Source organism: Pelistega sp. MC2 (genome assembly GCF_900099475.1).
Taxonomy (GTDB): Bacteria; Pseudomonadota; Gammaproteobacteria; order Burkholderiales; family Burkholderiaceae_B; genus Taylorella; species Taylorella indica.
The window spans coordinates 304790-320423 of sequence record NZ_LT628276.1 but is presented as its reverse complement, the minus strand read 5'-3'; the positions used below and the strand labels follow the sequence as shown (position 1 = coordinate 320423).

The following is a 15634-nucleotide window of genomic DNA, read 5'->3' as shown; positions in this document are numbered from 1 at the left end:
CTTAGTCTTCCTTAACGTGTCGTAGATAGATTAAACAACGCTCTGCTTCTAATTGCGGAACGGTGATAGGTATGCATTTTTCAATTCGCCATGAAGTCTTTTCTCTTAACTCTTGTACTTCTTCTTCCAGATAATGTCCCTTCATCGCTAATAATACCCCATGAGGAGCTACATGCTTACCTGCTAGATTAGCAAAATCAGCAAGTGATGCAAATGCCCTAGAGATAACTATATCCACTGGTTCTATATCATAATTCTCAATACGAATATGATTAGACTTCAGATTAGGTAACTTTAAGATACCAGCAACCATAGTAATAAAACTAGTCTTTTTTTCAACAGCATCAATACATTCGATCAGCCAAGTAGGATTCATTATCGCCAAAACAACACCTGGCAATCCACCACCAGACCCTACGTCTAAAATTCGAATAGTTTGATCTAATTCAAATAATTGCCTGATGGGTTTAACGACAGATAAACTATCTAAAATATGATGAACCAATACTTGTTGCTTAGTCTTAAGCGCAGTGAGATTATAGGTTTTATTCCATTTAAGCAATAATTCCATATACTCCATTAAATGATGCTTTTGCTGTTCCGATAACTCTAAACCCAAAGCATTTGCGCCTAATTCAAGCCTTTCTAAAATATCATCCATAATATACAAATCTTTAAACTGTAGTTTGCATACGTTTTAATTGAATTAATAATAAAGAAATTGCAGCAGGAGTTACCCCTGAAATTCGACTTGCTTGACCAATTGTTTCTGGACGATGTTCTTTCAATTTTTGTCTTACTTCAAAAGAAAGATTTGTCATTGAATCATAATCAATCGAGGAAGGAATTTTCTGGTTTTCATTATTCATATGCCTGCTAACTTCTTCTTGCTGTCGAGCAATGTAACCCGCATATTTCAATTGAATTTCCACTTGCTCAATTTCCATTTTTGACAAAACAGTTTCTGGTAAATAATTATTTTCTGAAGGCAAACTTAATAACTGATCATAAGTAACATTAGGGCGCTTCAACAAATCAGCAAGCAAATAATCACGTTCGAGAGGTTTACCAAATGCCGCTATAGCATCTTCTTCTTGATATGTACGAGGACTTACTCTAATGCTTTGTAATCGTTGAATTTCTTTTTCAATGTTGTCACGCTTCCTACAATATACATCCCAGCGATCATCTGGAACTAAACCTAAGCTACGACCAATTTCAGTGAGACGATAATCAGCATTATCTTCTCGCAAGCTTAAACGATATTCAGCACGAGATGTAAACATACGGTAAGGCTCAGTAACTCCTCTGGTAATTAAATCATCAACCAGCACACCAAGATAAGCTTGATCACGTCTAGGCGTCCACGGCTCAAGATCTTTGGCATAACGAGCCGCATTTAGCCCTGCCAACAGTCCTTGTGCAGCAGCTTCTTCATAACCAGTGGTTCCATTAATTTGACCAGCAAAAAATAAACCTTTTATCACTTTTGTTTCTAGACTTGCTTTTAAGCCTCTAGGATCAAAATAATCATATTCAATAGCATATCCAGGCCTTAAAATATGTGCATTTTCCAAGCCCGGCAAAGAATGTATTAGATCTAATTGGACATCAAATGGAAGACTAGTAGATACGCCGTTTGGATATATCTCATTCGTTAGCAACCCTTCTGGTTCCAAAAAAATCTGATGAGATTCTTTATCAGCAAATCGTTTGATTTTATCTTCGATAGAAGGACAATAACGTGGACCCACACCATCAATTACACCTGTATAGAGAGGTGATCTATCTAATCCATTTAGAATAATATCGTGAGTTTTTAAATTTGTATGAGTAATCCAGCAAGATACTTGCTTAGGGTGCATTGACTCATTACCCATATATGAGAATACAGGTATTGGGTTAGTATCGCCCGGTTGTTCCTGAAGTTTAGAATAATCAATTGTTCTGGCATCAATACGTGGAGGAGTACCTGTTTTCAACCTTCCCTGAGGTAAATTCATTTCTTTTAAGCGGTGAGCCAAACTTATTGAAGGAGGATCACCTGCCCGCCCAGCCGAATAATTACGCAGCCCAATATGAATTAAGCCATTTAAGAAAGTACCTGCTGTCAATACAACCGTTTTTGATCTAAACTTTAAACCAATTTGCGTTACAGCACCAACAACTTTATCTTCTTCTAGAATCAAATCATCAACACCTTGCTGAAATAGATAAAGATTTTCTTGATTTTCTAACTTACTTCTAATTGCTTGTTTATATAGCAACCTGTCGGCTTGCACCCGAGTAGCTCTAACTGCAGGACCTTTTGATGAATTCAATATTCTGAATTGAATCCCCCCTTCATCTGCTGCAAGCGCCATTGCACCACCCAAAGCATCGATTTCTTTAACCAAATGCCCTTTCCCAATCCCACCAATAGAAGGATTACATGACATTTGACCCAAGGTTTCAATGTTATGTGTTAATAATAAAGTTTTTGAGCCAGTCCGAGCAGCCGCTAATGCCGCCTCAGTACCAGCATGACCGCCACCCACTACAATGACGTCAAATTCGTCTGGATAATTCATGAATTAGATTTGATGAACAAAGAAGATATTATGAAGTTGTTCCACGTGGAACATTTTCGCTATTTTAACATTCTTTGCTTAATTTACCCAATTTATTAAAACAAAATATCACTTTTTAATTTTTATAGAATTTATTAATGTTCCACGTGGAACAATTTGTGGATAACTCTGTGAATATCTTATGAATAAAGGTTAGATAATTTGTTAATAATATAATTGTTTTCAAAGGAAAACTAGTCTACACTTACCTAACAGTGATTATTAAATAATTAAAAGGTTTGCTATGCTTAATTCTAAACTTCCTGATGTTGGTACAACCATTTTTACCATAATGAGCCAATTATCCGCAGAACAAAAAGCGATAAATTTAGGTCAAGGTTTTCCTGAATTTAATCCTGACGAAAAATTAATTGCTTTAGTTGATAAAGCGATGAAAGATGGTTATAACCAATATCCATATATGCCTGGTGTTGCTCCACTAAGAGAAGAAATAGCCTTAAAAATGTCTACTCTATATGCGGCAAAATATGATCCTTTAACTGAAATTACAGTTACTAATGGAGCAACTGAAGCTATTATGGCTACTATTCTTGCCACTGTATCCGTAGGCGACGAAGTTATTGTATTAGAGCCTTGTTATGATTCATATGTTCCTAGCATTCGTTTAGCAGGAGGTACGCCTATTTTTGTGCCTTTAACTGCTCCAAAAAATGAAGGGGAATCTTTTAGTATTGATTGGGAAAGGGTTGAATCAGCTATTACTGAAAAAACAAAATTACTTATTCTAAATTTTCCTCATAATCCTACAGGAATTACACTTAAAGAAAATGATTTAAATATTTTAGAAGGTATTCTTGATAAGCATAATATTTTAATATTAGCTGACGAAGTATATGAACATATTGTTTTTAATAATAAGCCTTTTTTAAGTCTATCCTCTCGTCCGGCTATTTCAGCTAAAACATTCGTCATTTCTTCATTTGGTAAAACATTTCATACAACTGGCTGGAAAGTTGGCTATTGCTGTGCACCCAAGGCATTAAGTAATGAATTTAGAAAAATACATCAGTTTATGGTTTTTACAGTATGCTCCCCAATGCAATACGCTCTTGCCGAATTTATGAAAGATTCTTCTACCTATATTAATTTAGCCAGTTTTTATCAAGAAAAACACGAATTACTTTATAACGGTTTATTAAAAACAAAATTTAAACCTATTAGAAGTGATGGTACTTTCTTCTTATTAGCAAACTATTCGGATATATCAAGGCAATCAGAATACGATTTTGTGACTGAACTCACTAAAAAACATAAAGTTGGATTGATCCCTGTTTCTGCTTTTTATAAAGATTCTACTAGCGAAGAAGCAAATAATTATTTAGTTCGTTTTTGTTTTGCTAAATACGATGCTACTTTAAATGAAGCTATTAATAGACTTATAGCTATTTAATATATTTAATTAATAAAAATAATAATACTCTGTGGATAACTAGAATAACTGCTATTTTATCTTTAAAAATAAGATCTTATAGCAGTTATTTCTTTTGATTAGTATCAATATTAAAATTTAATTGAATAGAATAACTTTTATTTTCTATAGTGAAAATACATTTATTCAAATTTTTTCAACATAGTATCAACTAAATTATTCTATTTGAACTTTTACTTTTATTTGTTATAGTTTTACCTAAATAAATTAAATGAGGGAAATTATTATGTCTATTCAGTATGATGAAAATAACGTTTTTGCTAAAATTTTGCGAGGAGAATTACCTTCATTTAAAATTTATGAAGATGATAAAACATTTGCTATGATGGATATTATGCCGCAGACAAAGGGGCATCTTCTTGTATTGACGAAAGAGCCAGCCCCTACATTTTTTGATTTATCTAAGGAAGCTGCAGAGGCTTGTATTGCAACAGCTAAGAAAATTGCACCTGTTCTCATGAAAGTAACAGGTGCAGATGGCCTTGTTATTTCTCAGTTTAATCATGAATGTGCTGGCCAAACAGTATTTCATGTTCATTTTCACTTAGTACCACATTATATTGGTCAAACAGTAGCAAAACATTCTCATACACCGGGAAATATGGAAGAAATTAAAGCTTTAGCAGAACAACTAAAGCAAGAGTTAGATAATTAATTATTAAATTAGTTCAAATTTAAACTAAATAGGATATGAAAATATTCTATTTAGTAAAAATAAGATATTAAAAAACTATTCTTTTAATGACTAGAGTGATGATACATTGAACAAAATAATAAATTTATTGTTCCTTTAAAAAAATAAATAAATTCACATCTGAATAAATATCATATGTAATTTTACTATCTGAAATTGATAAAGCTTTAAATATAAAATATCATCAGCGATCAACATTATTTTAGAAGCTAAAGAGTATAATAATTACTGTAGTAAATAGAGTAAATCAATACTTACTAATATCTATAACGGTATTTAGATTAAACGCATCAAATTAAACCACTACTAAGAGAATATCTTTGTATGACCCCCATTTTTAGGAACACCTTTTAGTGGAATGATATGGATTTTAAGCCGCTTTAAGTCGCGGGGGTACACCTCCTATAGCCATGTTAGGCCGTACGTTATTATACTGCCATTGCCATTGGGTGACTAGCAACTCAGCTTGCTCCAATGAGTCAAAGATATACATATTTAAAAGCTCCTCCCTGACAGTTCGGTTAAATCGCTCAATATAGGCATTTTGATAGGGCTTGCCTGGCTGAATGTAGTTCAGACGAATGCCTTGACTTTCAGTCCATGAGATCAGTCGTTCTGAGATATACTCAGGACCATTGTCAACTCGTATCTCTTTAGGCTTTCCACGCTGCTCAATTGTGCGCTCTAGGTATCGAATCACCTGCTCGCTCGGAATAGATAAGGCAACATCCATGGCTAACGCTTCTCGGTTGAAATCATCAATGACGTTCAATAAACGTAGTCTACGGCCATCGGCTAGTGCATCACTCATAAAATCCATTGACCATACCTGATTAGCAGCTGTGGGCACAGCCAGTGGCGCTGGCTGCTTTCGTTGAAGGCGTAGACGAGGTTTAATAGGTAAGTTCAATGCTAACTCCTTGTAGATGCGGTAAACACGCTTATGATTCCAAACAGCGCCTTGGACATTTCTAAGATAGAAAAAGCATAGCTTAAAGCCCCAGCGCTTATTGGCTTGGGTAAGTTTAATCAAGCAATCGACAATCTGCTCGTCCTCAGCCTTTCCTTTACTTTGATAGTAATAACTTGATGTGCTAATACCCACCGTTCGGCAAGCTAACCTGACAGCAAAGCCTTGACGTGATACAAGTGTTCTTGCCATCGCTTTTCGTAGCGATGGCTTTACCACTTTCCCTCAAGTAGCTCCTTTCGCGCCTCGGAAACTAGCCGCTCCTCAGCGTAAAGCTTCTTAAGCTTCGCATTCTCTTCCTGTAGGCGTTTTAGCTCATTGAGCATTGACGAGTCCATGCCGGCATATTTGCTACGCCATTTGTAAAAAGCAGATTGGCTCATGCCGTGCTCACGACACAAATCAGCAACGCTCACGCCGCTCTCATGCTGTTTAAAAATAGATAAGATTTGTCGCTCGGTAAATTGTTTTCTACGCATGAAAAATTCCTTTAAATTTAACAAATAGTTTAACGAAATTTTCCACTCATCGGTGTTTCGATTTTAGGGGAGTATTACCTCTTATCCTTAATATTTATATTTAAAATATCCTCAGTTGTATAATTATTAGGAAAAACTTCTTCAACGTCAAAATAGAGAATATTGGGGTATTTATCACAAATTTCTTTTGCTATCTCAAAGGATTTATAGCTACGTGTAAAGTTTTCTTTAGATAATGATCTTAATGCTATTCCCTCACGAATTTTTTGTTGAATATCATGAACCATAGCTATAATTTTTCAGTGTATTGGTGTTTATCAAAAATTAAACTTAATTGAATATTTTCCGTGAAGTTTTCTAGTCTAATAATATCTTCGTAATCGTTTATATTCAGAGTCAATGCAGTAGAAGTATTTGTACTAGATATAATTATAAACCCTGTGATACCAACATCTTCAGGGTCATCGCATTCACAAGTTAAGATATATAGCTCTCCTTTATTTGTGAGACTATTTAAAATAGTATTTAAACGAATAACACACAATCATCCTTAACATCATTGTTTGTTATACGTAGTAAAGTCAGGTGTACAAGCAATGTATACATATGGAGAATTACCATCGTCGATAAGCATTGCGACATGAACGTTGTAATTAAAAAAGCCTTCTTTTTAATAGCTATCATTTATTTTTTATCACCCTTTACTTTATTAGAAAAAACAGTATTATTTTTTATTAGATTCAAATAAAGTATAGAATGAAGATAGGATTTATGCTGAAGATAAGTATTGTTATAAAACAGTAGAAATTTTCTAAAATAAAAAGATAAAAATTGATTAGCAGTGTTTTATTACTTTATAGTAGGTACAAAAATATCATTATTCAAAAGGTGATTTCATATATCTAGTTAAAAAATCTAAACAATAAAAAACAGGGATATACAGTAATAAATACCACCAAGTGAATATTATCCCTAAATAAAGTGGTAGACCAAGAAGTGCCATGATGATTAGAAGATATAATAGCGGGGGAAGTAAAAAAAATAAAAATAACAGCCCTATAAGGACTAACATTCCACAACCTATTATTAAGAAAAAAGTGTCCATTTTAATAAAATCCTAGGCAGCCTTTACGGTTTTAAACATAAGATTTCTTACTCGTTCTTCTATTTTTCAGTTTATCATAGAAAAGCCAGACCCTAAGGTCTGGCTCATGTGCTAATTGCTAAGGGAATATGACAATATCAACGATGAGTTAATATCTCTTCATTAGCCGCTTTATTTAAATTACGAGTAATAAACCATTGTTGAATAATTGATAAGATGTTATTTACTACCCAGTATAGAACTAAACCTGCTGGGAACATAAACATCATAGCACCAAATACTAATGGCATAATCATCATAATACGTGCTTGCATTGGATCTGGTGGCGTAGGATTCATCTTCATTTGGAAGAACATAGTCGCCATCATAATAGCAGGTAAGATGTAATATGGGTCATGTACTGAAAGGTCAGTAATCCAACCAATCCAAGGAGCTCCGCGCATTTCTACGCTTGCTAATAGCACGCGATATAAGGTCAAGAATACTGGTATCTGTAATAGGATTGGTAAACAACCCCCAAGAGGATTAATCTTCTCGGTTCTATACATTTCCATCATGGCAGCATTTAATTTTTGGCGATCATCACCGTATTGCTCACGTAAAGCTTGCATACGTGGGCTAATATTTTTCATTTTCGCCATTGATTTATAACTAGCTGCAGATAATGGGAATAATAAGAGCTTAATAAGGATAGTTAAGACAACAATAGTCCAACCCCAGTTACCAATCCAGCTATGCAACCAACTCATTAGGGCAAACATTGGGCGAGCCAAAAAGGTTAACCAACCGTAGTCCACTACAAGGTCAAGTGTAGGGTCAATTTTTGATAATGCTTTTTGATCTTGCGGACCCACCCAAAGAGTTGCCGCAGTATTTGCTGAGGCACCTGGTGCAATATTACCTAGGGATTCAACTGTACTTATGGCATAAAGGTTTTGTCCTGCTTTACGTATTTGTACCGCATGATCTTTGCCTTGTTGAGGAACCCAAGCAGTGACAAAGAAATGTTGTATAAAACTAATCCAACCATCAGGTGCTGATTTTACATAGTCCGCCGAGTTTTTTTCGATTTCATCAAGTGTCACTTTTTGGAAACGCTCAGCATCGGAATAGACAGCAAAACCATTATAAGTAGGTGCCATGGCAACACCACCAGTTGGTTCGTGATGATCACGAGTGATTTGTAAATATTGTGATGGTGTTTGTGTCTGTGTAGATTTATTGACGATATTATCTTTTACCGCAATAGCATAATTACCTTTAGTTAAAGTATAGGTCCGAGTAACCTCTAAACCATCAGCTTCTGCTTTAAAAATCACATCAAGCGTATCACCTGATAATGTTTTTTGGTCAGAAACTAGAGTAAATACAGTGTCTTGTTTTGGATAAGACTTTTGTAAATTAGCAGGGCCAATTAAACCACTTTGTACTGTATAGGTTTTTTCCCCACTTTCTAAAAGAATTGTTGGTTTAGTTTTGTCCTCTGCATCATGATATTTAACCAACTCTGCGCGAACTAATTGAGCACCTAATGTATCAAAAGTTAGGTTGAATACATCGGTTGAAACAGTAATTTTTTCCGATGCTTGCTGAGTTGCTGCAGCGTTTGATGGAACAGTGGTATTTCCTGCCATTGTGGCTGGAGCAGAAGGATGCTGTTCAGTAGTGCTAGTAGTACTAGCTGTTGTGACTGGCTTTACTGGCGCATTGTACATTTGCCAGTTGTTCCAGATCATGAATACTGAAAAAATAAATATCATCCAAAGGATGGAGCGTCTAATATCCATTTAAGTTATTCTTAAAAAACAGGGTTACGAAAGTCATAAGTTTACCTTAGAAAAGCCTTATATAGATAAACTTATGGTTTTTTTGCTATAGGAGGTACAGGATCATGTCCCCCAGGTGACCAAGGATGGCATCGACAAAGGCGACGCATTCCTAGATATAGTCCTTTAGCTGATCCATGAGTTTCAATCGCTTGTATCATATACATAGAGCAAGTTGGTGTGAATCGACACGATTGCCCTGTCCATGGACTGATAAAAAAGCGATAAAACCGTATAGGAGCAATAAGAATTGATTTAAGCAAGTCAGAAATGCTCATTACTTACCCCCTAATTTTGTCACGAGAATATCTATATCCTGCCTAACCATTTTTTTTAACTCAGTTAGTGAACAAAAAGGGATATTTTTATGCAAACGAAAAATAATATCCTGATGTGGCAGTTGCATCCGAATATGACGAAAATATTCACGAATAACGCGTTTAATCGTTGCACGAGTGACTGCTCTACGAGCATTACGTTTGGCAATAACCAAACCTAAACGAGCATATCCTTGTTGATTTGGACAAAAATGCAGGGTAAATAAAACCCCTCGGATTGCACGTTTATTTGAAAAAACTTTAGCAAATTCAGAGGGGCTATGTAGGCGCGCCTCTTTGGGATAGTTGGCGCTTGACATGCTTTTTAGCCTATTGGATAAATCCAGTAGGAATTTAAAGGGTTAAACAGCTAAGCGTTTACGACCTTTTGCACGACGTGCATTAATAACTGCACGGCCACCACGTGTTTTCATACGCACACGAAAACCGTGAGTGCGTTTACGGCGAGTAACTGAAGGTTGGAAAGTACGTTTCATGATAATCCCAAAAATAAAGAGCTTAGTTAATTTAGATGCTTAAAAAGCACCATAGATTATAAAAATTGTTTAGCAAGCCTTACATTTCAACAAAAAAAATCACTTTAGTCAATAGGTGTTTGATTTTATTTTAATATTTTCGCTAAAAGTGTCTTATTTAAGTTAGAAAATAGAAATAATTGATAGAAGATCATAAAAAAATAGCTTTTATAAATGATGGTAAGTTCAAGGTAAGTTGAATTGAAATCGGTTAAAATAAGCAGACTTTATAAACAATAAATCGGACTGTTGATAAAATAATATTGCTAACGTGCAGGTATTTATAATCAAGCATAGGTTATTGCTTTTTTGTGCTCTAAGCCGAAAACTTGCATGTCAACATTAAAATAAAGGTTAGTCAACAGCCTGCTTTATAACAATAAATCACTACGATTAAATGAAAGAATTTTGGCAACAATGTATTGAATATCTCTCAGATGGATTAGCTCCTGAGCAGATAAAGCAATGGATTTTACCGTTAAAGCCTATAGGTTTTAATGATGATGAAACAGAATTTCATATTTCTGCCCCTAGTATATTAAAACAGAGCTGGGCGACGGAGTATTATGCGCCTAAAATTCAGCAATTAATTAAAAATCGTTTTAATCACGATGTTATTGTTAAAGTTTTAATTAAAAAACCGACATCAACACCTGTAACAACTTCTGTTGAGCCAATTAGTTCGTCTAGCGCTGAACAGGAAGCTGCTGAATTACCAGAGCTTATGACTGCCCCTACTTCTTCAGTTACAACTGTCGATGCACATGAACCTATCGCTGAGCCTGAAATTATTTCAGGTATTGAAGTTAGTATTGAAAATGAAGATGATACTGTAGTCGTAACTCCCCCTTCTATTTCCAAACAAGAAACTAAACCTCTATCTACAGGTAGATCACAAGTCAATACTCCCAATCTTGAAGTGGTTGTTAAGGAAAGCTATAAATTCACTAACTTAAATCCTTATTTAACGTTTGAGAATTTAGTGGTAGGTAAATCTAATGAAATGGCGCATGCCTCAGCTGAGAATGTGGTGAGACACGTAGGTCAGAAAGGTTATAACCCTTTGTTTATTTATGGTAGTTCTGGTTTAGGTAAAACGCATTTAATGCACGCAATAGGCAATGAATTATTTAATAAATATGGCTATGAGCGTATGCGTTATATTCATGCTGAGACGTATTATACGGATTTTGTAAAAAGAATGCGTAATGGGGAATTAGTCGATTATCGCATGCAGGATATGCAAGAATATGAACAACTAGACCTATTATTAATTGACGATATCCAGTTTTTCACAAAGAAAGGATCAACGCAAAAAGAGTTCTTTTATTTATTTGATGCGATGATCAATAAAAATAAACAAGTGGTGATAAGCTCAGATACATATCCACGAGAGTTAGAAGAAATGGATTCGCGATTGATTACGCGATTTAACTCAGGATTAGTGATTGCTATTGAACCTCCAGAGTTAGAAATGCGCGTAGCAATTTTGTTGAAAAAAGCAGACACTCATTATTCTCACCTGACCTTAACGGATGAGGCCGCTTTTTTTATTGCGAAGCATATTCAAAGTAATGTCCGTGAATTAGAAGGTGGATTAAATAGGGTTGTTGCTTTTGCACAGTTCAGAAATCAAAAAGAAATTACTGTTGAAATGTGCAAAGAAGCCCTAAAAGATCTGCTTCGAGTTGCTAACGGTTTGATTACTGTAGAAAATATACAGAAAACTGTCGCAGATTTTTATAAAATAAGAGTATCCGATATATACTCTAAGAGTAGAAAAGCGAGTATGGTAAGAGCAAGACATATCGCTATGTATTTGTCCAAAGAATTAACTCGTCAAAGTTTGCCTGATTTAGGGGAGGCTTTTGGTGGGCGAGATCATTCAACAGTTCATCATGCGGTTAGTAAAATTGCTAGTGATCGTTTGACTGATCGACAACTCAATCATGAATTGAAAGTGTTAGAACAAACCATAAAAGGATAATGATGCAATTATTCCAAGCAAGTACTGATGCATTACTAAAGCCACTACTAACTGTAGTTGGTATTGTGGAGAGGAAAACAACAATGCCTATTTTGTCGCATGTTCTTCTCAAAAAAGAAGGCGATAAAATGGCTTTTGTGGCAAATGACATGCTGATCCAAATCACTACCCATGCAAACTTTGGCGTGGGTGATGATGTGGAAGCAGTAACAGTTGCTGCACGTAAACTACAGGATATTTTGCGTGCACTTCCAGCCGCTGGTCAGGTGAGTGCCAATGTTAAAGATCAGAAAATGACTTTACAATGTTCTGGTAGCCGTTTTTCACTTCAAACATTACCTGGCGTTGATTTTCCATTATTACCAGAAATTGAAAATTGGCATCATCATTTTACGATGACGCAAAGTGCACTTCGTCGTTTATTGAACATGATTCACTATGCGATGGCACATCAGGATATTCGTTATTACCTTAATGGTATGCTATTAGTATTAGAGTCAGGTCTTGTACGTGCAGTATCTACTGATGGTCACCGTTTAGCACATGCGGCAGAAGAAGTAGAAAGCGTTAATAGTGAGGCGAGTGTTATTATTCCTCGTAAAACGGTGGATCAAATGATGCGCTTGCTAGATGATAGTGATGCTGAGGTTCAGATTAGTATTGCTGATTCTCAAATTCGTTTTCGTTTTGGTGATGTGGAGCTTATTTCTAAATTGGTAGAAGGTAAGTTTCCAGATTACAAACGCGTTATTCCAACAGATTACTCTATCCATTTACAAATTAATCGCGAAGAGTTTTTACAAAACTTACAGCGAGCAGCGATTCTTGCGTCTGATGATAAGCTAAAAAGCATTAAATTGCATTTTGGTGAAAATTTATTGAGTATTTCCGCCTCTAATCTTGAGCAAGAAGAAGCCAAGATGGATTTAGCACTTGATTATACAGGTGCCCCAATAGATATTGGTTTTAATGTTAGCTATTTACTAGATGTACTTAATATGGCTAAAACTGATAGCGTTGTGATTTCTCTCAAAGGAGAATCGAATTCATCAGTACTCATTTCTTTACCAAATAATGAGCATTTCCGTTATGTGGTTATGCCATTGCGTATTTAATACCTGCATTAAATATCTGCGTACATCCGTCACTAAGCGAAAACAATGAGTAGTTAGTGACGGTCAGTTTATTATTTATTAAAAAGTTACTCTACTATGACTGATTCTACACATACTCCAGGCTATGGTGCCGATTCTATTAAAATGCTTAAAGGACTTGAAGCAGTACGTAAACGTCCTGGCATGTACATAGGAGATACATCTGACGGTACAGGTTTGCATCACATGGTATTTGAGGTGGTTGATAATGCCATTGACGAAGCTTTAGCAGGCCATTGTGATGAAATCGTAGTGACAATTCACTCAGATAACTCTATTTCTGTGCGAGATAATGGACGTGGTATTCCAACAGATATTCATAAGGACGATGAGCATGGACGTAGTGCAGCAGAAATTGTTATGACTGAATTACATGCAGGCGGTAAATTCGACCAGAATTCTTATAAAGTTTCAGGTGGTTTACATGGTGTGGGTGTTTCTTGTGTGAATGCCTTATCTGAATGGCTTAAATTAACCATTTATCGTGATGGAAAAATTCATGAAATGGAGTTTAATCGTGGTGTAAGAGTTGAACCGTTAAAAGTAGTTGGAGCTACTGATAAACAAGGAACCACTGTTCAATATTTAGCAGATAGGGAAATCTTTGGCAATATTGAATATACGTATGAGATTTTTTCAAAACGTTTAAGAGAATTATCTTTTTTGAATAATGGTGTTGGCATTCGTTTAGTTGATGAACGTCAGGGCAAAGAAGAGGATTTTGCGTTTTCAGGTGGAGTAAAAGGCTTTGTTCAGTACATCAATGAAAATAAAAATACATTAAATAATAATATTTTCTATACTTCTAGTTCATCAAGTGCGGGTGGTACTGAAGTGGGTGTTGACGTTGCTATGCAATGGAATGATGGTTATAGCGAATTAGTTTTATGCTTTACCAATAACATTCCTCAGCGAGATGGAGGTACACACTTAACCGGTTTACGTGCAGCAATGACACGAGTACTCAATAAATACATTGCAGATAACGAACTGATTAAAAAAGGTAGGGATAAGGTCGAAACTTCTGGTGATGATATGCGTGAAGGACTAAGTTGCGTATTATCGGTCAAAGTACCAGAGCCAAAATTTAGTAGTCAGACAAAAGATAAATTAGTGTCTAGTGAAGTTCGTGCGCCTGTAGAAGAAGTGGTAGCAAATGCCTTAGAAACATGGCTTTTAGAAAACCCTAATGATGCCAAAATTATTTGTGAAAAAATTATTTCGGCTGCACGTGCTCGGGAAGCTGCTCGTCGTGCACGAGAAAAAGAGCGTAAGAGTGCCTTTTCTGGTAATACGTTGCCAGGTAAATTAGCCGATTGCCAAGAACGTGATCCAGCGAAATGTGAATTGTATATTGTCGAGGGTGACTCTGCAGGAGGTTCCGCAAAGCAAGGTCGTAGTCGTGAGTTCCAAGCAATCCTTCCTTTACGAGGTAAGGTATTAAACGTAGAAAAAGCACGGTTTGATAAATTGATGGCTAGTGATGCTATCACAACGTTAATTGCCGCTTTGGGCACAGGAATTGGTGAAACGTTCAGCCTAGAAAAATTACGTTATCATCGTATTATTATCATGACCGATGCCGACGTTGATGGAGCTCATATTCGTACATTGCTATTAACGTTCTTATACCGTCAATTACCGCAATTAGTTGAATCAGGTCATATTTATATTGCACAACCACCGCTTTACAAAGTAACAGTGAAGGGTAGCAAAACAGAACGTTATCTCAAAGATGAGATAGAGGAAGCTGTATTTATGCAAGAAATTGCCCTAAGAAATGCAGGGGTAAGAGTCGGTGATAAAGAAATTAAAGACGAAGAGTTGAATCAATATTTTGATCTGTATGTTGCTGCTGACAAAGTGATTAAGCGCTTATCTCGAATCATGGATGAGGATACACTAACAGCTATTAGTGAAGGGGTTAAAATAGACTTATCTTCGCTAGAGGCCGCACAAGTAAGTGCAACAACATTACAAGAAGCTTTATTTGATGAACGTAATCCGAAGGCAGTTACGGTAACGGCAGAAGTTGAGCCTAATACAGATGCGTTGCAACTAGTGGTACGCCGTATCCACCATGGTAATGTGCGTATCACATTATTAAATAATAAATTCCTAGCCAGTGCTGACTTCCGTGTGTTATCACGTGCAGCAGAAACATTTAAGGGCCTTATTACTGAGGGAGCAGTTGTCTATCGCGCTAAAGGTGATAAGCTTGACGAGGAAAATGTGGATAACTTCCGTGATGTTGTTATTTGGCTTAGAAAAATGGCTGAAGCAGCGGTAAATAAACAACGTTACAAAGGTCTAGGTGAGATGAATCCTGATCAGTTGTGGGAAACAACAATGGATCCTAAAGTTCGTCGCCTATTAAAGGTAAAAATTGAGGACGCTATTGCGGCAGATCAAATTTTTGAAACCTTAATGGGTGATAAAGTAGAGCCTCGTCGAGAGTTTATCGAGACAAATGCGCTCAGCGTAGAAGAACTAGACGTCTGATTTAA

13 protein-coding genes are annotated in these 15634 nt (G+C 35.9%); 5 read left to right on the top strand and 8 right to left on the bottom strand.

Going from position 1 to position 15634, the window contains the following annotated elements:
* Position 1: 1 nt before the first annotated feature.
* Both rsmG and mnmG read right to left on the bottom strand, forming a co-directional pair.
* A complete protein-coding gene (gene rsmG, locus BQ4443_RS11830; protein WP_071059245.1) occupies positions 2-661 on the bottom strand; it encodes a 16S rRNA (guanine(527)-N(7))-methyltransferase RsmG in 660 nt (219 codons plus the stop codon).
* Positions 662-674: 13 nt separating this feature from the next.
* Positions 675-2570, bottom strand: coding sequence for a tRNA uridine-5-carboxymethylaminomethyl(34) synthesis enzyme MnmG (gene mnmG, locus BQ4443_RS11825; protein ID WP_071059244.1), 1896 nt, complete (start codon positions 2568-2570; stop codon positions 675-677).
* Between the two features lie 283 nt (positions 2571-2853).
* Here mnmG and BQ4443_RS11820 point away from each other — a divergent pair, with 283 nt between their 5' ends.
* Positions 2854-4020 (top strand): methionine aminotransferase, encoded by a 1167-nt coding sequence (locus BQ4443_RS11820; RefSeq protein ID WP_071059242.1) that lies wholly within the window; start codon positions 2854-2856, stop codon positions 4018-4020.
* 265 nt (positions 4021-4285) lie between these two features.
* On the top strand, positions 4286-4714 hold the full coding sequence (locus tag BQ4443_RS11815) for an HIT family protein (RefSeq protein WP_023949573.1): 429 nt from the start codon (positions 4286-4288) through the stop codon (positions 4712-4714).
* A 409-nt stretch (positions 4715-5123) separates the two neighbouring features.
* On the opposite strand, the gene BQ4443_RS11810 is transcribed toward BQ4443_RS11815, so the two are convergent.
* From BQ4443_RS11810 to rpmH, 6 genes are all read right to left on the bottom strand, one after another.
* A protein-coding gene (locus BQ4443_RS11810; RefSeq protein WP_176752480.1) for an IS3 family transposase occupies positions 5124-6202 on the bottom strand; the annotation gives its coding sequence in 2 pieces (ribosomal slippage) (positions 5124-5941 and positions 5941-6202; 1080 coding nt in all).
* 74 nt (positions 6203-6276) lie between these two features.
* Positions 6277-6489 carry a hypothetical protein gene (locus tag BQ4443_RS11800; protein WP_071059238.1) on the bottom strand — a complete coding sequence of 71 codons (213 nt, stop codon included), beginning with the start codon at positions 6487-6489 and terminating at the stop codon, positions 6277-6279.
* A gap of 955 nt (positions 6490-7444) precedes the next feature.
* Positions 7445-9094 carry a membrane protein insertase YidC gene (yidC, locus tag BQ4443_RS11790; RefSeq protein ID WP_071059236.1) on the bottom strand — a complete coding sequence of 550 codons (1650 nt, stop codon included), beginning with the start codon at positions 9092-9094 and terminating at the stop codon, positions 7445-7447.
* A 71-nt stretch (positions 9095-9165) separates the two neighbouring features.
* The gene (gene yidD / locus BQ4443_RS11785) at positions 9166-9411 is read right to left on the bottom strand and encodes a membrane protein insertion efficiency factor YidD (RefSeq protein WP_371128789.1); all 246 of its coding nucleotides are present in this window, start codon (positions 9409-9411) and stop codon (positions 9166-9168) included.
* On the bottom strand, positions 9411-9770 hold the full coding sequence (rnpA, locus tag BQ4443_RS11780) for a ribonuclease P protein component (protein ID WP_023951587.1): 360 nt from the start codon (positions 9768-9770) through the stop codon (positions 9411-9413). Before rnpA ends, yidD begins: the two co-directional genes overlap by 1 nt.
* Positions 9771-9812: 42 nt before the next feature.
* On the bottom strand, positions 9813-9947 hold the full coding sequence (gene rpmH / locus BQ4443_RS11775) for a 50S ribosomal protein L34 (protein ID WP_023951589.1): 135 nt from the start codon (positions 9945-9947) through the stop codon (positions 9813-9815).
* A 436-nt stretch (positions 9948-10383) separates the two neighbouring features.
* On the opposite strand from rpmH, the gene dnaA reads away from it, so the two are divergent.
* The 3 genes from dnaA to gyrB all read left to right on the top strand — a co-directional run bounded on the left by dnaA (position 10384) and on the right by gyrB (position 15629).
* Positions 10384-11973 (top strand): chromosomal replication initiator protein DnaA, encoded by a 1590-nt coding sequence (gene dnaA / locus BQ4443_RS11770; RefSeq protein ID WP_071059234.1) that lies wholly within the window; start codon positions 10384-10386, stop codon positions 11971-11973.
* 2 nt (positions 11974-11975) lie between these two features.
* Entirely contained in the window at positions 11976-13088 is a 1113-nt protein-coding gene (gene dnaN, locus BQ4443_RS11765; protein ID WP_031274683.1) for a DNA polymerase III subunit beta, read from the top strand.
* Positions 13089-13184: 96 nt separating this feature from the next.
* On the top strand, positions 13185-15629 hold the full coding sequence (gene gyrB, locus BQ4443_RS11760) for a DNA topoisomerase (ATP-hydrolyzing) subunit B (protein ID WP_023951593.1): 2445 nt from the start codon (positions 13185-13187) through the stop codon (positions 15627-15629).
* Positions 15630-15634 lie beyond the last annotated feature (5 nt).

What these genes read in the sequence shown, in the direction of transcription:
- rsmG (WP_071059245.1), bottom strand. Translation starts at nt 661, where the DNA reads ATGGATGATATTTTAGAAAGGCTTGAATTAGGCGCAAATGCTTTGGGT.
- mnmG (WP_071059244.1), bottom strand. Translation starts at nt 2,570, where the DNA reads ATGAATTATCCAGACGAATTTGACGTCATTGTAGTGGGTGGCGGTCAT.
- BQ4443_RS11820 (WP_071059242.1), top strand. Translation starts at nt 2,854, where the DNA reads ATGCTTAATTCTAAACTTCCTGATGTTGGTACAACCATTTTTACCATA.
- BQ4443_RS11815 (WP_023949573.1), top strand. Translation starts at nt 4,286, where the DNA reads ATGTCTATTCAGTATGATGAAAATAACGTTTTTGCTAAAATTTTGCGA.
- BQ4443_RS11800 (WP_071059238.1), bottom strand. Translation starts at nt 6,489, where the DNA reads ATGGTTCATGATATTCAACAAAAAATTCGTGAGGGAATAGCATTAAGA.
- yidC (WP_071059236.1), bottom strand. Translation starts at nt 9,094, where the DNA reads ATGGATATTAGACGCTCCATCCTTTGGATGATATTTATTTTTTCAGTA.
- yidD (WP_371128789.1), bottom strand. Translation starts at nt 9,411, where the DNA reads ATGAGCATTTCTGACTTGCTTAAATCAATTCTTATTGCTCCTATACGG.
- rnpA (WP_023951587.1), bottom strand. Translation starts at nt 9,770, where the DNA reads ATGTCAAGCGCCAACTATCCCAAAGAGGCGCGCCTACATAGCCCCTCT.
- rpmH (WP_023951589.1), bottom strand. Translation starts at nt 9,947, where the DNA reads ATGAAACGTACTTTCCAACCTTCAGTTACTCGCCGTAAACGCACTCAC.
- dnaA (WP_071059234.1), top strand. Translation starts at nt 10,384, where the DNA reads ATGAAAGAATTTTGGCAACAATGTATTGAATATCTCTCAGATGGATTA.
- dnaN (WP_031274683.1), top strand. Translation starts at nt 11,976, where the DNA reads ATGCAATTATTCCAAGCAAGTACTGATGCATTACTAAAGCCACTACTA.
- gyrB (WP_023951593.1), top strand. Translation starts at nt 13,185, where the DNA reads ATGACTGATTCTACACATACTCCAGGCTATGGTGCCGATTCTATTAAA.